This is a genomic window from Caballeronia cordobensis (assembly GCF_001544575.2).
Taxonomy (GTDB): Bacteria; Pseudomonadota; Gammaproteobacteria; order Burkholderiales; family Burkholderiaceae; genus Caballeronia; species Caballeronia cordobensis.
In genome coordinates, this window is sequence record NZ_FCNY02000020.1 from 102,999 (window position 1) to 121,896 (window position 18,898).

Sequence of the window (18,898 nt, forward strand, 5' to 3'; positions counted from 1 at the left end):
CACAACGTTGAGTATTTATATCGTTTGCAGGCCGTTAATGGTGCCATGAGAATCGTTCTGACAGATCTTCTTTCCCTAACGAACGTTCTCATCCGAACCATGAACCCCTTCATCGACGAAGAAGCATTCTCCTTTCAAGCCTTGTTTCACGGCAACCTCTCCACGTCGAAAAACGTGATCGGCAAGGCGCGCGGTTCGTCTTATTCGAAGCTGCTGGAAGGACCCGTCGCCGTCATGGCGGGCAACGTGCCGGAACGCGCGGACGCCAACTCGGCCGCCATCCTGGGCTACAACTGAACGGGAGGCCTGCAGATGCATCGGATCGTCATCGTGGGAGGCGGCGCGGGCGGCCTGGAGCTGGCGACGCGCCTCGGCAACCGGCTCGGCAAGGCGGGGCGTGCGCACGTGACGCTGGTCGACCGCTCCGCGGTGCACGTGTGGAAGCCGCTACTGCACGAAGTGGCCGCCGGCAGTCTCGATACGCACGCGCATGAAATCGCCTATGCAGCCCATTCGCACTGGAACGGCTTCACGTTCGTTCACGGCGAGATGACGGGCCTCGACCGCGAAAGCCGCCGCCTGAAGATCGGCCCGATGTTCGAATTCGAGGACAGCGACGCCGAAGTGCTGCCGCCGCGCGACCTCGAATACGACACGCTGGTGCTCGCGCTCGGCAGCCGCACGCATTTCTTCGGCGTACCGGGCGCGGAAGATCACGCGATCGCGCTCGACACGCTGGAGCAGGCGGAGCGCTTGCGCAAGCGCCTGCTTCAGGTCTGCCTGAGAAAGCGCGCACAAGGCGCGAGCGACGCGGACGAGGCCGTGGATATCGCCATCATCGGCGCGGGGGCGACGGGTGTCGAGCTTGCTGCCGAGCTGCGCCGCATGGAGCATACGCTGCGGCAGTTCCGGCTGCTTTCCGAGAGCCCGCGCGCCGCGATGCGCATCACGCTGCTCGAACGAGGCGATCGCGTCTTGCCCGCGCTTGCCCGGCGCGTGTCCGATACGACCCGCGCCATCCTCGAGAAGATGAACATTTCGGTGCGCGTCTCGACCTCGGTCACGCGCGTGCAGCCGGACAGCGTCGAGATCGCGGGCGGCGCATCGATTCCCGCCGATATCACGATCTGGGCAGCGGGCATCAAGGCGCCCGCCGTTCTGGCATCGCTCGACGGGCTCGCCGTGAATCACGTCAATCAGATCAAGGTCGCGAGCTCGTTGCAGAGCGAGACGGATGCGGACATCTTCGCACTGGGCGATTGCGCGAGCTGCGCGTGGACAGCCGATGTGCTGGTGCCGCCGCGCGCGCAGGCCGCGCATCAGCAGGCGATGTTCTTGTGCAAGGCGCTGAGCGCGCGCATCGAAGGCCGGGACGTGGGCGCTTTCACGTACAAGGACCACGGCTCGCTCGTTTCGCTGGGTTCGCCGACGGCCGTCGGCAGCGTGGCCGGCATGACGAGCACAGGGAAGTTCTTCGTCGAAGGCTTTATCGCGAAGCTGATGTACGCGGCGCTCTATCGCAAGCATCTGGTGGCCGTGTCGGGCTTGCGCAGAACCGTCTTCGGCATTGCCGCGCATGGCCTCGGACGATTGCTCGCCCCGAGAGTCAAGCTGCACTAGGCGAACAATATCGCGCCACGCGACCTGTCCACGACATACGCAGCCCGCGCCGGCAAGCGCGGGCTGCGACCGATCCTTTCACTAGCGTTTCATATTCTCTCCGTCAAGGCGGCAACAATCCGTATATGCCGCCCTATGCTGTGGAGCGTGACGCTCGGCATAATGTCGGCTATTAATTAATGGTTGCAACTCCCATTGGTGGCCGAGAAATGAGCGAACAACGAGCAAAACGTGATCCGGAAGGCACGAGACGGCGCATTCTCGAAGCCGCTACCGAGCAGTTCACGAAATTCGGCCTCGCCGGCGCGCGGGTCGACGCCATTGCCACGGCGGCGGGCACGAACGAGCGCATGCTCTACTACTACTTCACGAGCAAGGAAGGCCTGTACGTCGCAGTGCTCGAAGCCATGTACGTGCGGTTCGCGGAGCGCGAGGCGAGTCTCGACCTGTCCGGCCTGCAACCGGCCGAAGCGATCCGCGAGCTGGCGAAGTCCATCTGGACGTATCTGCGGGAAAATCCGCAATGGCTGAGCCTCGTCAATAACGAAAATCTGCACGAAGGGCGCTATCTGGAGCGTTCGAGCGGCTTGCGAGAGACGATCTCGCCCGTGGTCGATCTGCTGCGTGTCACCCTCGAACGCGGCGCGGCGGCCGGGCAGTTCCGCAAGGGCGTCGATCCGCTGGATTTCTACGTGACGCTGGTGGGCATGGGGTATTACATCGTGTCGAACCGCTTCACCATCAATACGTTCACGGGGCGCAATTACGCCGAATCGGCCCCGCATGAGTCCATTTCCGCCATGCATCTGGACATGCTGCTGGCGTATCTGAAACCGGACGCCTGAACGCGCCGCGCTGCACGCCGCGCGCCTGTCACCCGCGCGCGGCCATTTCGCCCTTGAGTTCATGGGCGATGAAGTCGACGAACGCGCGAATCCGGTTGGACATCTGATGCCGCTGGGAATAGACAGCGAAGATGTCCGCGTTCGGCGTTTCGTGGTCGGGCAGCACGCGAACGAGCGAACCGTCCGCCAGATACTGCGCGATGTCCCATTCGGCGCGCATGAGGATGCCGTGTCCTTCGAGCGCCCACTTCACCGCGATTTCGCCGTCGTTCGTCGTGAGCGTGCCGTTGATGCGCACGGCCTCCGTCTTGCGCGACGCCCCGCGTCCTGAACTCAGGCGCCACACGCCATACGCTTCATCGCCCTGACGAATGCCGATGCAGTTGTGGCGCGTGAGATCGTGCGCCGTGAGCGGCATGCCGCGCGCCGCGATATAGGCGGGCGCGGCGCACAAGAGCCGGCGGTTTCCGGCGAGCCGCCTTGCGACGACGCGCGTATCCGGCGGCTCGCCGAAGCGGATGCAGACATCGAAGGCATCGTCGGTGAGCGGCGGCGGCGTGACCGACAACTGCAATTGCACCGAGACCTGCGGATACTTCGCGACGAACTTCGATATGGCCGGCGCGATATGGCTTCGCCCGAAACCGAGCGTCGCGTTCACGCGCAGCAGGCCTTTCGGGCTGCGTTTCGCGGACCCGAGCAGTTCCGACAATTCGTCGATCTCGTCGAGGATGCGCCGCGCATGTTCGAGGTAAAGCTCGCCCTCCGGCGTGAGCATCATGCGCCGCGTCGTGCGGTTGACGAGCGCGACGCCCGCGCGCGTTTCCATCTGCGACAGGCGCTTGCTGACGGCCGCCGCCGTGAGCCCGAGTTCGCGCGCCGCCGCGCTCAGGCTGCCCGCCGCGGAAAGCGTCGGAAAGAAGCTCAGATCGGCGGGCAGGACGGTATCGGGCATCGCGGTCGGACTTGAATCGAATTTGACGATGTCACGAGTTTAGCAGCGGCCTTCAGGCAGGGAAACGATTTGGCCGTCGATATGATTCGGCATCCTTAGTTAAACGGCGCTCTGACGTTGAAGAATGTAACAGCGGCAACAGGGCCCTCAAGTTTTTCCGCCCTATGCCGTTAGCCCGGAAGGCCGCCTATTGGCGCATTTCCCACAGCCACAACAAAACAGAACAAGCATGAAACTCGTCATTGCCCTTTGTGCGTCCACGATCGTTGCAGCCGGATGCGGCGGAGGCGGATCGGATTCGAACAATGCGCCCGCCGCGCCTGCGCCCAACGCCGCGCAGGGCCTCTATTCGGGTACCGATGCGAACAACAACATCGTAGGCGGCGTGGTGCTCGATTCAGGCGCGTTCTACTTCGTGTACGCGAACGCCGATACCAGCGCGCTGGGACTGGTGCAGGGCACGGCGTCCGCCTCGCACGGGACGTTCCAGTCGGACAACGCGCGGACTTTCGACATCAGCGGCAAGGGCGCGGTCGATACGCCCGTTCTCGCGGGCTACAACGAGCGGAACAGTCTCGTGGGCGTGGCCTACACGAGCACGGCGAAGCTGAGCAGCATCCGCTACAACCTCGTCTATGACGCCGCCTATGAGCGCCCGGTCTCGCTGAGCGCCGTGGCCGGCAGCTATTCGGGCGCGGCGGGATCGACCAAGGGCGGCGAGGCGGCGACGTTCACCGTCGGTCAGGACGGTTCGGTTTCGGGCGCGGGAAAAAGCGGCTGCACATTCAGCGGAACGACGACGCCGCACGGCAACAAGAATTTCCTCGACGCCACGGTGACGTTCGGCCCCGCGCCTTGCCTTTACCCCGGCGCGACGGTCACGGGCGTCGTGTTCTTCGCCAACAACGAAGTGCTCGCGGGGCTGACGCTGCCGGACCGGTCGGATGCTTTTGTCGTTGCAGGGACCAAATAAGCGGGGCGTGGGCGCGTCCATTGGGACCGGTGCCTTTGAGAAGGCGCCGCCACGACTTCCTGCTTATTGAGACAACGCTACAGATACCCGATTCTCACCCGCTACCATTGGCACTTCTGTTGAAGGCGGAGGTGACATGGCGTTTCCCAAATGGGGCCGCTCGTTCAATGCGCTGTATGTGCCGCTGTCAGGCGGCTTCGGCTGGCAATGCACGCTGATGACTCGACGCGAATTTCATCAGATTGACTGGTATATGTGGCGGACTCACCCATACGGAGATCTGTCCTACGATGAGCGCAGCGTTAAAGAGAAAGAGCAAGAGAGACAGATCGCGCAGGACCGGCGCGATTTCGACCGGCTGTTTCGGGCTCGCATCAATCGACGCAGCGCATACCTGAGTACTGAATTCCGCCAGTATGTCGATTTCATTCGTCACGAGCTGCGGGTATCGAGTTGGGACGTACCGGTCGATGGCGACGGCATCACGCGTGTGCTGCGTCGCGCCGTTCAGGATGGCCGCCTCGTGCCCGCCATCAATCGCAAACGATACTGGTGGAGCGGGCAAGAGGTGTACAAGTGGTATGCGCCGCAATACTGGCCGAAACCAGGCGGCGGCGTAAGCTTCAAAGCCAAGAGCGGCGACGCTCTGGACTTGCGCGAGTTCACGGCGTTAAAGCGCGCTGATGGCGAATCGGGCTTCGGTTCAGTGCGCGATTTCGCATCCGGCGCGGGTGGCGCGAGTAGTGGCGGCGGTTTCGATTGGCTGGGCACTGTCGAAGCAGTCGCCGGGACTGCGCTCGGCGGCGCGGGATCGGACGATGACAGCGATAGCGATTCAATGCTCAAGGGCTTCGCTGACACTGACGCCAGCGATGTCGGTGCATCGCTCAGTGACGCCCAGCCGTTCGAGTACCAGCCGGACATGCCAGACGGTGATATTTTCGATATCGCGAAGACACCAAACTTCGGCGAACCCGGAACCTGGTACACCAATCCCGGCAGCGGACAAATGCGGCTCTATGGTGCTGACGGCAGGCCGGTCGTTGACCTCGATTATGACCACGTTCACAACGGCTTACGCCCCCATGCTCACAACTGGGGGCCGAACGGTCGCGATGGCGGATTCGACGTTGTTCCCTTCAGCCCCCTGCCGTTCTGAGAGGATATATGCAATCGTTTCATGATTGGTTTATCGTCGGCGTCGCCGTCGATATGAATGCGCATGAACTGACGATTCAACTTTGCGATGATTATAAAAAGCGGTTCGTCACCCTCCGTTTCGAGAACGCTACGCGATTTATCGTTGATGGCTTTATCGCTCAAAACATCGTCTACAGTTTGACCGTGTTGAGCGAGAGCTCGACTGAGTATGTGTCGGCACGGACAGCGTTGGAAAAGTCGCATCCCTGGGGCGATAACTGGCCCGCGAAGAAAATAGCGAAGATCTCCGCGTCGCTCGGTGCGGAGATGACGATCGAGTTCGATAGCATGCAGACGGTCGAATCGACCCGGTGAACGCTTTGTCCGACGCCGCTTCGTACCGCAGCCCCGCCATTGTTTGCATATCGCGAATGACGCATTCGCGAGTTATGGGATTCTATTCCCCTCCCGCCTGAGTCACGCTCCATTGCGTCGGTGCAGCCCTCTACGGCCGTCACCGATTCTGACTCAGGAGACAAGGATGAAATCGAACCGGTGGGATACGTCCTACGAATGGAAAGCGGTGACGCTGCTTGCGCTTGGATTCGGCCTGGTGGGCCTCGACCGGTGGCTGATCGCGCCGCTGTTCCCGTCGATCATGAAGGACCTGCATCTGACCGCGCAGGACGTCGGCAACTGCATCGGCATACTGGGTCTGTCGTGGGGCGTCTTCGCCGCACTGATGGGCGGCATCTCCGACAAGATCGGGCGGCGCAAGGTCCTGATTCCCGCGATCATCGGGTTCTCGCTGCTGTCGGGATTCTCGGGCGTCGCCGGCGGCCTCGCCAGCCTGCTCGCCGTTCGCGCGTTGATGGGCGTCGCCGAAGGCTCGTTCTGTCCGACGAGCTTCGCCGCCACCGCCGATGCTTCCCATCCCAAGCGGCGCGGCTTCAATCTGGGGCTTCAGCAAAGCGGCTTCGCGCTGTTCGGCCTCGCGCTCGCGCCGATCATCGCGACGCAACTGCTCGGCGTCATGTCGTGGCGCTGGGTCTTCGCGCTCGTGTCGATTCCCGGATTGATCATCGGGCTCGCGATGTACTTCGTCATTCGCGAGCCGCGTTCGATGAGCGAACCGGCCGCGCAGCCCGTCGAGCGCGGCAACTGGCGTGACGTGCTGAAGAGCCGCAACATTCCCGTCGCGATGATTGCGCTCTTCTGCGCGATGACCGGCGTTTTCGTGCTCGGCGCGATGCTGCCGCTCTACCTCACCGATTACCTTTCGCTGGACACGCAGCGCATGGGCATCGTGGTATCGGCGATCGGCTTCGGCGGCTTCGTCGGACAATTCGGCCTGCCGGGTCTCTCCGATTTCGTCGGCCGGCGGATAGCGAGCATCGCCGGTTTCGCGGGGACGGCGGTCATGCTGTACGTGTTCCGCGGCGTCGGCGCACAGCCGCTGCTTCTGTTCATCGTGCTGTTCGCCGCGTCCTTTTTCACGCTCGGTCTCGTCGCGTTGCTCTCGGGTCCGGTCGCGACGGAGGCGGCGCCCGCCGGCATGGTATCGACGGCGATCGGCATCGTGGTGGGCGCGGGCGAGATCTTCGGCGGCGGTATTGCGCCCGCGCTGGCCGGTTTCGTCGCAACAAAGTTCGGTATCCAGAATATCATGTGGCTACCGATCTTCGCGGTGCTGCTCGGTGTCGGCGTGAGCCTGTTGCTCGAAGAAACCGCACCCGCCAAAGTGCGCCGCAAGGCGCAGGCGCCGGCGCTGAGCGGGAACGCGCAACCCGAGTAATCACGGCGCGTTGCACGAGCGCCGCTGCGGCTACACTTCCATGCTGGACACGCTCGAAAGGGACCAGCATGGATCGTTTTCTCAGCATCGAGGCCTTCGTGCGGGTGGCGGAAACCAGCAGCTTCGCGGAGGCGGCGCGGCAGCTTGGCGTCACCGGGTCGGTCATCACGCACCGCATCCAGCAGCTCGAACGCTTCCTCGATGCGCCGCTCTTTCACCGCAGCACGCGCCATGTGCGGCTATCCGATGTCGGCGAGGCGTTCTATCGCGATTGCGCCGAAGTGGTGGGACGGGTCAACGAACTGACCGACCAGATGCGCGAGTTGCGCGCGACGCCCACCGGACGCCTTCGCATCCAGATGCTGCCGGGCTTCGCGCTCGGCCACTTCGGCGCGTCGCTCGCCGAGTTCAACCGGCGGTATCCCGGCATTCAGCTCGACGTGATCGTCAATGACCGCGTGGTCGATCCGATCGAAGAAGGCTTCGACGTCGCGTTTCAAATCTTCCCGGCCATTTCCGAATCGCTGATCGAACGGCGTCTTTTCACGGTGCGGCGGCTGTTTTGCGCCGCGCCCTCGTATGTCGGCGAGCATGGCGCGCCGCAGCACCCGCGCGATCTGCTCGCGCACAGGACAGCGCTGTATTCCGGCTATCCGTCGCGCAATCGGTGGACGATGACGCGCGGCGGCGATGCCGTCGAGATCGAATTGCCCGGCATTATCCGCTCCAACTCCGTGCATCTGCTGCACGACTACGCGCTGACGGGCGGCGGCATCGTATGCCTGCCGACGCTCGTCGCGAGCACGTCGCTGCTGCAAGGCGCGCTCGTGCCGATTCTCGCGGACTATGCGCTCTCACCGCTCAGCTTCGCCGCCGTGTATCCCGAGACGCAGCGCCAGGGGCTCAAGGTGAAGGCGCTGGTCGAGTTTCTCGCCGAGCAGGTGAGCCCCGAGCCGGCGTGGGATGTGCCGCTCATCGAACGGGGATGGGTGAAGTAGGCTACATTGAGCAACCGGTTCGCCAACCCTGACTCTGTGACGGAGGGCGCAACATGAAGTGGCTCGAAGATTCGATCATGATGCAGCGCGGCGTGGGCGCGGGGCGCGAGCCGGTCGAGCATCATCTGACAGAGGACGTGCAGAAGACGTTTCACTACACCATCGGCCCGTATTCGGAGCCCGTGCTGCATGTGAAGCCCGGCGATCGCATCGTCGTGGACACGCGCGATGCCTTCGGCGGCAAACTCACGGATGAAAACGACAGGCCATCGGAAAAGCTTGAGGTGCCGTTTCTCAATCCGCAGAACGGACCAGTGATGATCGAAGGCGCGGAAAAAGGCGATGTAGTCGCGGTGCACATCGAAAAGATGTCGCCGCGCGGCCCCGATCCGCATGGCTTCTGCGCCATGATCCAGAACTTCGGCGGCCTCACGGGCACCGACTACACGGCGCTCCTGAACGAGCCGTTGCCCGAGAAGGTGCGCAAGATCCGCATCGACGAAGAGAACGTCTACTGGAGCCGCCGCCATACGCTGCCGTACCGGCCGCATATCGGCACGTTGAGCCTCTCTCCCGAACTCGATTCGATCAACTCGCTCACGCCCGATCAGCACGGCGGCAACATGGACGTGCCCGACATGGGGCCGGGCAGCATCACGTACTTGCCGGTGCGTTCGCCGGGCGGGCGGCTTTTTATCGGCGATGCGCACGCGTGTCAGGGCGATGGCGAAGTGTGCGGCACGGCGGTCGAATATCAGAGCACGACGACCGTGCGCGTCGATCTCATCAAGGGCTGGAAGATCGCCTGGCCGCGCCTCGAAAACGAAGACGCGCTGATGAGCATCGGCAGCGCGCGTCCGCTCGAAGACGCGACGCGCATCGCCTATCGCGAGCTCATTCTATGGATGGCCGCGGACTACGGCTTCGACAAGTGGGATGCTTACATGATGCTCAGCCAGGTCGGCAAGGTGCGCCTCGGCAATTTCGTCGATCCGAAATATACGGTCGGCGCGATGATCGCCAAGCGCTATCTCAAGTAAGTTCACGGGAGCGACGAACATGGACTTGCAGCTCAGAGGTTTGAAGGCGATCGTGACGGGCGGAACGAAAGGCATCGGGCTCGCCATCGCGCAGACGCTCGCGAAAGAGGGCGCGGACGTGGCCATTTGCGCACGCGATGCAGCGAGCGTGAAGACGACCGCCGATGCGCTCGCGGCGTCGAGCGGCGCGCGCGCATCGGGCGCGGCCGTGGATGTATCCGACGGCAAAGCCCTTAAAACATGGGTCGAAAGCGTCGCGGCAGACTGGGGCGGGCTCGATATCGTGGTCGCGAACGTGAGCGCGCTCGCGATCGGCAACGATATCGAATCGTGGCGCAAGGAGTTCGAGACGGACCTGCTCGGCACGGTCAATCTCGTCGATGCCGCCATGCCGCATCTCGAAGCGAGCGGCGCGGCATCGATCGTCGCGATCTCGAGCGTGTCGGCGCGCGAGATCGATTTCGCCGCCGGGCCGTATGGCGTGTTCAAGGCGGCGCTCGTGCACTACGTGCAGGGGCTGGCGAATCAGCTCGCCGCGAAGGGCATTCGCGCGAATACGGTGTCGCCGGGCAATGTGTATTTCGAAGGCGGCGTGTGGGACTGGATCGAACACAACGATCCCGCGCTCTTTGCCCGCGCGCTCGCGTTGAATCCGACCGGGCGCATGGCGAAGCCGCAGGAGATCGCGAACGCGGTGGCGTTCATTGCGAGTCCGGCGGCGAGCTTCGTGAGCGGCGCGAATTTCGTCGTCGATGGCGCGTTGACGCGCGGCGTTCAGCTTTGATCGACGCGCTCGCGTTTTACGGGAGCCTTCGCGCTCCCGCATCATCATCCTTCCCTGAGCGAAGCGCCCTTCGCGGCGCAGCGCCCTCATCCTCGCGATAAACGAAGCGGCGTTCGCCCGCGTGTTGTCGCGTCATCGTCGAAACCCTTGCCGGACAAGGCTCTCGCGGCTCCGTTCAAACTGGCACGGCCTCTGCAAATAGGTCTGCGTGCGAGCTTCGAGTCTCGCCAACCAGCGCAAAGGAGCGGCAAAATGCACGATATCGGAAGTTCCCGGCCTACCGGATGGGGCCCCGGCTATAACGAATTTGAGCAGGAATTGTCGGCTGAAGCGGGCGAGACGGCTCAGGAATTCGAGAGCGAAAACGAGTTCGAAACCGAATTCGAAGTGAGCGAGAACGAATTCGAAAACGAGTTCGAAACCGAAGTTTCCGGCGAAATGCAGGAGATGGAACTCGCCGCCGAACTGCTCGCCGTCAGCAACGAGCAGGAGATGGAGCAGTTCCTCGGCGGGCTCATCAAGTCGGTCGGGCGCGCGGCGACCAGCTTCGCGAAGTCGTCGGCGGGCAAGGCGCTCGGCGGCATCCTGCGCTCCGCGGCGAAGTCGGCCTTGCCGATCGTCGGCAGCGCGCTCGGCAATCTCGTCGTGCCCGGCGCGGGCGGCATGATCGGCGGCAAGCTCGCGAGCATGGCGGGCAGCGCGCTCGGCCTCGAACTGGAAGGCCTCAGCAACGAGGACCGCGAATTCGAAGTCGCGCGCCGCCTCGTGCGCATCGGCCAGCACGCGACGAACCATCTCGCGTCGATGCCCCCGCACGTGCCGCCCGCGCGCGCGGCCCGCATCGCTTTCCTGCGCGCCGCGCGCCAGGTCGCGCCGGGGCTCGTGCCCGCGATGCGCGCGATCTCGCGCAACGGCATTGCGGCGGCGCGTTCGGCGCCCGTGCCGATCTTCGGCGCGCCCGCACGGCGCTATCCCGGCCCGCGTCCCATGCCCGGCGCGTACTTCGACGGCGCGCCGACCGCGCCCATCTATGACGGCGCCGCGCCCGCAGCCATGACGGCCGCGGCCACCGCGCCATGCCCGAACTGCGGCACGCATACGCAGGTCGCGATTCCGCAGGGCGGGCAGTGGCGGCGTTCGCGCAACGGGCGCGCCATCATCCTCTATCTGAGCCCGCGCCGCATGGCGTACTGAACCGCGAGGCTCGATTGCGATGAACCCGTGTGAAGAAGCGCTGCGTCTGGTCGAACAGGAAGTGCTCGGCATCCGGGCGCGGCTCGACGCGCAACTGCCCTACGCGCTGCAGATGCCGATGGTCCCCGCCGCGAACGTCAGCGACGAGGCGATGTCCGCCATCGAACGGCATATGCAGGCGGGCCGCCAGCAATTGCGCAAGCGCATCGCGCAATTTCTGGGGCAGTTGCGCGCGCTCGCCGCCACGCCCGCGAACGTCGCCCGCGCGCAGCGCCGCTATGCGCTCCTGAAGCTGTATTTCCACGCCGCGCTCACGCATTTCGAGATCTTCGCGGAAGTGCTCACGCAGCGCAGCCAGCACGGCACCGGCATCTGGCTCGCGGGCCTCGATGTCGCCGCGCAGGACGGTCTGCGCCAGCCGGGCGTGCCGGTCGCGCCGCCGCCCGTCATCTGTTACGTGGAGCGCGGGCATGGCGGCGCGATCCGGCGGGCGCGCACGCGGCTGCCGGGCGGCGGCGACAACCCCGTCGCGGTGATCCGCATGCCGCGCGAGCGGATGGTGGGCACGGGCATCGCAGCGTCGCTGTATCACGAGGTGGGGCATCAGGCGTCGGCGCTGCTCGATCTCGCGAATACGTACAAGCGCGCGTCGCCGTCGCGCTTCGTGCGGGGGCCGTCGGTCTGGCGCGCCTGGGATCGATGGATCGGGGAGATCGTCGCGGATCTGTGGGCGGTGTCGCGCGTGGGCATCGCGGCGACCGTCGGCCTGATGAGCGTGGTGAGCCTGCCGCGCGCGTTCGTCATGCGCATCAATCTCGACGATCCGCATCCCGCGCCGTGGATACGCGTGAAGCTGTCGATCGCGATGGGCCGCGCGCTGTATCCGCATGCGCAGTGGTCGGCGCTCGAAGCGGTGTGGGAGCGGCTTTATCCGCGCATGCAGATGAGCGCGGCGCAGCGCGCCTCGTTCGATGCGCTGTCGCGGGCGATTCCACGCTTCGTCGCCGTGCTGCTGTCGCTGCGTCCACCCGCGCTGCGCGGCCAGACGATGGGCGCGGCGCTCAGTCTGCCCGACCGGCATCCCGACGCGCTGCTCGCGCGCTGGCAGCGCGTGAAGGCGCGGCCTCAGCAATGGCTCGCGGATACGCCCGCGCTCGCCTTCGCCGTGCTCGGGCAGGCGCGCTACAGCGGGCATCTGCCCGCGCAGACGGAGCTGAAGGTGATCGCCGAACTGCTGCAGCGCTGGGCGCTCGCGGGCTATCTGCCGTGGAGCGCGGGCAGTGCGCAACTGAGCGTCGTGCTCAATCAGCGACGGCCGCCCGCCATGCCGCCGCATGCCGGTTCGTTGCACGCAAACCCATTCGCCGCTTACGCGTGATTCACGCATGATTCTCTGAAGGAGAACAACGATGAGTACCATCCCATTCCCGGGCGTGCTGCAACTGAAAGTCGATCAGGACGATCCCGGCAATCTCGACAAATTCACGGTGCAGATACCGATCGAGACGCTCGCCGCCACCGAGCGCAGCGCGAAGGGGCCGCTGCGCCGCGCGAGCCAGGGCGCGATTGGACCGGCCACCGCGGTCGCGGGCGGCCCGGCGGTCGTGCGCACGATCACGCTGTCGAAGAATCCGGACACCGCCGGCAGCACCGGCGCGGGCGACCTGCTCTTGCAACTGGCCGACGCGCTCAAGGGCTTCGCCACCTCGGCGACTTCGCCGAACGACATCATGCGCATGGCGGGGCATCTGCTCGCGGGCGACAGCGTGAAGCTGACCGGCACGTACACGCCCGCCGCCGCTGCCGCCGACACGGCCACCGCCGTTCCCGCAAGCGGCGCGCCACGCACGCAGACGGTCAAGGTGGCCATGCGCGAACTGGCGAAACCGGCGCTGGCCGAATCGACCAGCCTCGCCGTGACGTCCGACAAGGCGATGGTCAAAAAGTCGGAATTCTCCTCGCACATCACGCTGCCGCGCGACGACGACACCGGCGACGAGATCGCCGAGCGCTCCGGCGTGGTCGAGGACGATACGATGTTCGGCGCCGTGACGCCCGTCACGATGCGCCGCTCGACGATGCCGCTCACCGCCGATGTCGCGCTGTGGATTCTCATCAAGCGCAATGCCGAGATGCTCTCGTGGGACAACTACGCGCGCAATCTCGACCTGCTGTTCTTCACCGGCAAGACCGTCGATGACATGCCGCTGTATCCCGGCGCCGCGCGCCTGAGCCGCCGCCGCTTCCTGCCGTTCACGGATACCGACGCGTATCGTGCGCTCAAGGTCGCGACCGAAGCCTTCGTCGTGACGTGGGGCGCGGTCGTGCAGGACGGCACCGAGACGGCCAAGGTCATGGCGCTGCTGCAGGGCGACGACACCGCGCGGCTGCTCGCCAACGAGCGTCTCGGCCTGAAGCTCACCGCGCTCGACGTCGACAACCTCGCCAAGATGTATCTCACGGAAAAGCGCAACCTGAACGAGTCGCCGTCCGTGCCGTATCTCGAACGCATCGTCAATCAGTTGCAGGGCACGGGCGCGGGCGATGTCGCGCAGGCGGCGGCGGACGCGCTCGCTCATCAGCAACAGGAGCAGCAGGATATGGGCCCGTGCCACGAAAAGTGCCTGTGGCTCACGCAGTGGAACAACAACTTTTCGGCGAAGCTCATGCATCCGCCGCTCATCGAACTGATCTGGAGCTACTGGATGGAAGAGCTCCAGCTCGTGCAGACGATGAACGCGGTCTCGCGGCGCTTCCAGAACGTGTCGGGCGGCCCGCGCGATCCGCTCGCGCAACTGGAGCTGGATTCGCTGCGGCCGCTGAACAACCTCATCTGGGGCTGGGTGCAGGACGAGCAGCATCGTCTGCCGATCGAGCGGCGCGCGGCGGAATATGCGCATCAGTACGGCCTGCAACTGTTCGGCCGCGCCGTACCAAAAGTTCGCACTGCAGATAATCGGAGCAAGTTCCTCGAAGCGTTCCACACGCTGCTGAACCTGTGCGTGCCGTTCTTCCGTCAGTCCGACGACACCACGGTCGTGCCCGACGGCTTCCCGCTGCTCAACGCGCTGCGTGAAGTGCATCTGATCCTCTCGGAAGGCGCGCACAACCAGTTCCTCGACCTGCCGACGACCTCGCGCATCGAAATGATGATGCAGCAGTGGCTGCTCGCGCGGCCCGAATTCCGCGAGTATCTGCCGCGCCGCGCGATGGTCGCGTATCCGGAGCCGTGGATGCATTCGGTCGAGAGCATGCGCAAGCTGCAAGGCTGGGGCGACACCAACACGTTCCAGTTCTGGCAGCTCGCGACGATGGGCGAGCAGATCGTCTCGTCGATCCGCTGGGGCGACTGGAACTCCATCAACGATCCGGCCAACGCCGCGAACTGGGCCACGTTCTTCCGGCCGGAGATTCAGGCGTATATCCACTCGTACCGGGCGGTGACGGGCGTCGATGTGAGCGCGGAACCCGTCGATGTGCAGGTGCCGGGCATCCATCTGCTCAGGCGTCTGCGCGAACGGCGCGGCAACCTCGCGGCGTGACGTGAAGAGGGGCGCGCGATGATCGACTTCGCTTCCGCGCTGTATCTCGGCATGCGCCATCCGGCGCGCGCGCTCGGCGCGTGGGATGCGCTCACGACCGGGCTGCCCGCCGCGCTGGCGGCCGCGCCGCTCGCCCGCCGCGTCGCCGCCGATGCCGCGGCGCTGCAGGGCGCGGAAGCGGGCTTGACGGGCGCATCGACGCTGCATCTGGCGATCGATGCGTTCGACAGGCTCGGCCGCACGCACGCGCTCTTCGCGGACGACGCGCTGTACCCGGTCATGCGCTGGGCGCTCGAGCGCATGATGGGCCGCGGCGTGCCGGTCGCGTGGTTCCGCCACGGCGACGCCGGCGATCTCATGCGCAGGCTCGCGCGGCGTGCATCGGCGCGCCCGCCCGCCGTCATCACCGATGCAACCGTCGGCGAGGGCGTGCCCGCGCCCATCGAACGCTACGTGGAGGCGGTGTGGCGCGAAGGCGGCGTCGTGCTCGTCGATCACAGCCAGGTGCTCGGGCTGACGGGCGAGCGCGCATCGCCGCGCAGTCCGTGGGGGCAGGGCGGCGGCGGCGTGTTGCGCCATAGCGGATTGCCGTCCCCGTCGATGCAGCCGGTCTTGCTGCTCGCATCCTGGGCGAAGGCGTTCGGCGCGCCGCTCGCGACGCTGTGCGGCCCGGCCGCGCTGATTGGCGACATTGCCCGCAACGGGCCCGCGCAATCGCATTGCAGCCCCGCGAGCGCGGCGGCGCTGCTCGCCGCACTCGATGCGCTCGCGATCAACCGCCGCGCGGGCGCGCGTCTGCGCTTGCGGCTGCTGCACCGGCTGCATCGTCTGCATGACGGGCTGCGTGCGCTCGCGCATGGCGTCCTGCCCGATCTGCGTCTGTCGGGCCGATGGCATCCGCTGCAACGGCTGACGCTCGCGAGCGACCCGCGCGCGCTCGCGCTGCATGCGGGCTTGAACGCGCGTGGCCTGCGCACGGCGCTGTTGCGGCAGCGCGGCGGCGGCTATGCGCTCATCGCGATCGCGCGGGCCGATCATCGCGCTTCCGATATCGACGCGCTCATCGATGCGATCGCCTCGCTCGCGCCGCGTCTGCCCGATGCGGGACGCGCCGCGCATCGCATCACCGTATTCAAGGAGACCGAGCATGTTTAAGACCGCGGACGGACACACACTGGAGCTCGCGCCGTGGCGCATGCGGCGGTTCATGCGGCTCCTTGCGCAAGCGCGGCGCACGCCGCCGGGCATGACATCGCGCACGATCACGCAGGACATGCAGATTCTGTTGCGGCGCGCGCGCCGCGTCGGCGCGGACCCGAATCGCCGAATCGCGCGCTTCGAAAGCTCGGGCGCGTGCTGCCGCGCGTGCTTTCTCGCGCGGCAAAAACGCGATGCGATGGAGGTCGTCGCGCTCGCGGTCGCGCCGGGCGCGCATCTGTACGAACGCGAGATCGACGCGCTCGAACAGGAACTCGAAGACTTCGAATTCGAAGTCGAGCGCTCCGCGAATGTCACGCTCGCATGGCGGCACTACAAGACGCTACGCGGCGCGGCGGACAACACGAGCGGCATCGGCGTGTATATCCTGATGCGCGGCAGCCGGCCGATCTACGTCGGCAAGTCGGACGATGTCGGCGCGCGGCTGCGAAGACATCGCCTGTATGCGCGGCAGCACGACTCCGACCTCAACGTGTGGATCGCCAATACGCCGCGCGCGTCGGACGCCGCCGCCGTCGAGCACGTGCTGGTGCGTGCGCTGCGCACGCGCGTGACGAACAGGAAGCTCAAAGTCGCGCTGATCGTCGGCAAGCGCGGGCTCAGGATCGACAATCTGCTGCCGCCGGGCATCGCATCGCCGAAAGCGCCGGGCAAGGCGATCGATCTCGCCGCGGGCAGTCTCTTCGAGTTCGCGCCATGATCATCGACTTCCATGTGCACGCCGGCCAGGGCGACGGCATGACCGGTCCGTGGGACACCACCGCGCCGCTCGCCGCCTACGCGCGCCGCGCGTCGCGGGCGGGTATCGCGCGTTCGGTGCTGCTGCCGGTGTTTCAGTCCGACTATGCGCGCGGCAACCGCGACGTTGCCGCGATCGTGCGCGCGGACCCGCAACGCTGGATCGGCTTCGCGATGGTGCATGCCGAGCGCGACCGCGAGCGCATGCATCGCATGATCGAGGAGGCGGTGCTGATGCTGGGCCTGCGCGGCATCAAGGTGCATCGGCACGATGCGCGGATACACCGGCAAGTCTGCGATGCCGCGCAACGCTGGAATCTGCCCGTGCTCTACGATCCCGGCGGCGAGACGGGCGGCCTGGAATTGCTCGCGCAGACTCATCCGAATGTCGCGTTCGTGTTCGCGCATCTCGGCAGCTTCGCGGATGACTGGTCCGCGCAGCGCCGCGTCATCGATCTGATCGTTCGGTATCCGAATCTGTTTGCCGATACCTCCGGCGTGCGCCGCTTCGATCTGCTCGAAGAGGCGTTTCATCGCGCCGGGCCACGCAAGCTGCTGTTCGGCACAGACGGGCCGTGGCTGCATCCGGGGCTGGAGCTTGCGAAGATCCGTGCGTTGAAGCCATCGCGCGAAGCGTTCGACGCCATCGCGGGCGGCAATGCATTGCGCTTGCTGGCGCGCTCGCGCACGTTGACATCGCCTCACGCCGCCGCTCATTGAGTGACATCCGATGGCCGCAACTGACGGCGCAATTGCAGCGCGCGCGGCGTGACCTGAAGCAGTTCCGCCGCGCGGCTCGTCGAGCCAGCACGGCGCTCGGCCAGTTCGACGGCGAGCGATTCCGCGATCTGCCCGATGTTCTTCAGCCCGAGCCCGGCATCGAGCGCGCCTTCGACCGCGAGGGCGAAGGCCTGCTCCCATCCGTTCACGCTGGCCGTTGCCGCGCCGGACGCGAAGGCGTCGCGAAGACAGCCCGTGCTCAGCACGCGAAAGCCGCGCTGACGGTCCGCGAGCCGCATCACGACGTTGCGCAGTTCGCGCACGTTGCCTTGATAGTCCGCCGCGACGAGACGCTGCATGACCTCGGGCATGACCTGCGGCGCGGCATCGCCGTGTTCGGCGAGAAAGTGCGTGACGAGCAGCGGGATATCGTCGCGCCGCTCGGCGAGACTCGGCGCGCGCACGGTCCATCGCGCGATGCGAAAGTACAGGTCGTTGCGAAAGCGGCCCGCGAGCACTTCGCCTTCGAGATCGCGATTGGTTGCGCAGGTGAGGCGAAAATCCGACTTGCGCCACACATCTTCGCCGATGCGCTTGTAGGTGCGTTCCTGAATCACGCGCAGCAGACGCGCTTGCAGACGCGGTTCGAGTTCGCCGATTTCATCGAGAAAGAGCGTGCCGCCATCGGCCATGGCGACCGCGCCGTCGCGCGCCGAGAGCGCATGCGTGAAGGCGCCTTTCGCGTGCCCGAACAGCTCGCTGCCCGAGAGTTCCGGGCTGAGCGTCGTGCAGTCGACGACGACGAACGGACCACGCCGGCGCACCGGATCGAGATCGTGCACGAGGCGCGCGAGCAGCTCCTTCCCGCAGCCGCTTTCGCCGAGAAGAAGACATGCGCCGTCGCCGAAGCGGCCGATCTCCGCGACCGTGCGCAGCGTATTGCGCCAGATCGCCGACTGGCCGACGGCGCGCTCGCGCAGCCATTCCGCATCGAGGATCGCCTCCATCTCCGCGAGACGCGCCACGCGTCGCGCGATTTCGTCGAGCAGCGTGTCTTCGTCGTTCGCCAAGACCATGTCGCACAGCGACGCCGGCCACCATGCTTCCGGCTGACAATCGGCGCGCGTGTTTCTCGTGCATCCGACGATGAAGCCTTCCGGCAACGGATGACGCCGTAGCCAGCGCGCGGCTGCATCCGCGACGCGGTTGCCTTGCGCGATCACCACGACGACGAACGGGCCTTCGCCCGCCGCGCCCGTTTCGACCTCATCGGGCACGCCACGCTCGCGCAACGCGGCATCGAGCGCGCGCGGATCGTCGTGATGCAAAACCATGC

The 18,898-nt window shown here is 65.7% G+C and carries 18 protein-coding genes; 16 read left to right on the plus strand and 2 right to left on the minus strand.

The annotated features are described in order from the left end of the window. The first annotated feature begins 45 nt into the window (after nt 1-45). From AWB70_RS29925 to AWB70_RS29935, 3 genes are all read left to right on the plus strand, one after another. A complete protein-coding gene (locus tag AWB70_RS29925; protein ID WP_143281722.1) occupies nt 46-297 on the plus strand; it encodes a hypothetical protein in 252 nt (83 codons plus the stop codon). Nucleotides 298-312: 15 nt separating this feature from the next. Next, nucleotides 313-1,620: an NAD(P)/FAD-dependent oxidoreductase gene (locus AWB70_RS29930; protein ID WP_053570679.1), complete on the plus strand. Its 1,308-nt coding sequence runs from the start codon at nt 313-315 to the stop codon at nt 1,618-1,620. 209 nt (nt 1,621-1,829) lie between these two features. Beyond that, a complete protein-coding gene (locus AWB70_RS29935; protein WP_014193669.1) occupies nt 1,830-2,465 on the plus strand; it encodes a TetR/AcrR family transcriptional regulator in 636 nt (211 codons plus the stop codon). Between the two features lie 28 nt (nt 2,466-2,493). Here the strand turns inward: AWB70_RS29935 and AWB70_RS29940 are convergent, their stop codons facing one another. After that, nucleotides 2,494-3,420, minus strand: coding sequence for a LysR family transcriptional regulator (locus AWB70_RS29940; protein WP_053570678.1), 927 nt, complete (start codon nt 3,418-3,420; stop codon nt 2,494-2,496). A gap of 229 nt (nt 3,421-3,649) precedes the next feature. Here AWB70_RS29940 and AWB70_RS29945 point away from each other — a divergent pair, with 229 nt between their 5' ends. The 13 genes from AWB70_RS29945 to AWB70_RS30005 all read left to right on the plus strand — a co-directional run bounded on the left by AWB70_RS29945 (nt 3,650) and on the right by AWB70_RS30005 (nt 17,562). After that, entirely contained in the window at nt 3,650-4,393 is a 744-nt protein-coding gene (locus tag AWB70_RS29945; protein ID WP_053570677.1) for a hypothetical protein, read from the plus strand. A gap of 136 nt (nt 4,394-4,529) precedes the next feature. Next, nucleotides 4,530-5,552: a hypothetical protein gene (locus AWB70_RS39125; RefSeq protein ID WP_060854229.1), complete on the plus strand. Its 1,023-nt coding sequence runs from the start codon at nt 4,530-4,532 to the stop codon at nt 5,550-5,552. An 8-nt stretch (nt 5,553-5,560) separates the two neighbouring features. Next, the gene (locus AWB70_RS29955; protein ID WP_053570675.1) at nt 5,561-5,908 is read left to right on the plus strand and encodes a hypothetical protein; all 348 of its coding nucleotides are present in this window, start codon (nt 5,561-5,563) and stop codon (nt 5,906-5,908) included. Between the two features lie 166 nt (nt 5,909-6,074). Then, the gene (locus tag AWB70_RS29960; RefSeq protein ID WP_053570674.1) at nt 6,075-7,328 is read left to right on the plus strand and encodes an MFS transporter; all 1,254 of its coding nucleotides are present in this window, start codon (nt 6,075-6,077) and stop codon (nt 7,326-7,328) included. A 68-nt stretch (nt 7,329-7,396) separates the two neighbouring features. After that, nucleotides 7,397-8,326: a LysR family transcriptional regulator gene (locus AWB70_RS29965; protein ID WP_053570673.1), complete on the plus strand. Its 930-nt coding sequence runs from the start codon at nt 7,397-7,399 to the stop codon at nt 8,324-8,326. Nucleotides 8,327-8,379: 53 nt separating this feature from the next. Next, nucleotides 8,380-9,366: an acetamidase/formamidase family protein gene (locus AWB70_RS29970; RefSeq protein WP_045456452.1), complete on the plus strand. Its 987-nt coding sequence runs from the start codon at nt 8,380-8,382 to the stop codon at nt 9,364-9,366. 19 nt (nt 9,367-9,385) lie between these two features. Further along, a complete protein-coding gene (locus AWB70_RS29975) occupies nt 9,386-10,150 on the plus strand; it encodes an SDR family NAD(P)-dependent oxidoreductase (RefSeq protein WP_053570672.1) in 765 nt (254 codons plus the stop codon). A gap of 252 nt (nt 10,151-10,402) precedes the next feature. After that, nucleotides 10,403-11,344: a hypothetical protein gene (locus tag AWB70_RS29980; RefSeq protein ID WP_053570671.1), complete on the plus strand. Its 942-nt coding sequence runs from the start codon at nt 10,403-10,405 to the stop codon at nt 11,342-11,344. 19 nt (nt 11,345-11,363) lie between these two features. Next, nucleotides 11,364-12,722 (plus strand): hypothetical protein, encoded by a 1,359-nt coding sequence (locus AWB70_RS29985; protein WP_014193659.1) that lies wholly within the window; start codon nt 11,364-11,366, stop codon nt 12,720-12,722. A 31-nt stretch (nt 12,723-12,753) separates the two neighbouring features. Next, nucleotides 12,754-14,886, plus strand: coding sequence for an 8-amino-7-oxononanoate synthase (locus AWB70_RS29990; protein WP_235024386.1), 2,133 nt, complete (start codon nt 12,754-12,756; stop codon nt 14,884-14,886). Between the two features lie 18 nt (nt 14,887-14,904). Continuing rightward, complete coding sequence (locus tag AWB70_RS29995; protein ID WP_053570670.1) at nt 14,905-16,041, plus strand: hypothetical protein; 1,137 nt, start codon at nt 14,905-14,907, stop codon at nt 16,039-16,041. Beyond that, a complete protein-coding gene (locus AWB70_RS30000) occupies nt 16,034-16,804 on the plus strand; it encodes a GIY-YIG nuclease family protein (RefSeq protein WP_053570669.1) in 771 nt (256 codons plus the stop codon). Before AWB70_RS29995 ends, AWB70_RS30000 begins: the two co-directional genes overlap by 8 nt. Then, a complete protein-coding gene (locus AWB70_RS30005; RefSeq protein WP_053570668.1) occupies nt 16,801-17,562 on the plus strand; it encodes an amidohydrolase family protein in 762 nt (253 codons plus the stop codon). Before AWB70_RS30000 ends, AWB70_RS30005 begins: the two co-directional genes overlap by 4 nt. Here the strand turns inward: AWB70_RS30005 and AWB70_RS30010 are convergent. Next, on the minus strand, nt 17,556-18,896 hold the full coding sequence (locus AWB70_RS30010) for a sigma 54-interacting transcriptional regulator (RefSeq protein WP_235024387.1): 1,341 nt from the start codon (nt 18,894-18,896) through the stop codon (nt 17,556-17,558). The genes AWB70_RS30005 and AWB70_RS30010 overlap by 7 nt on opposite strands. Between the last annotated feature and the right edge of the window lie 2 nt (nt 18,897-18,898).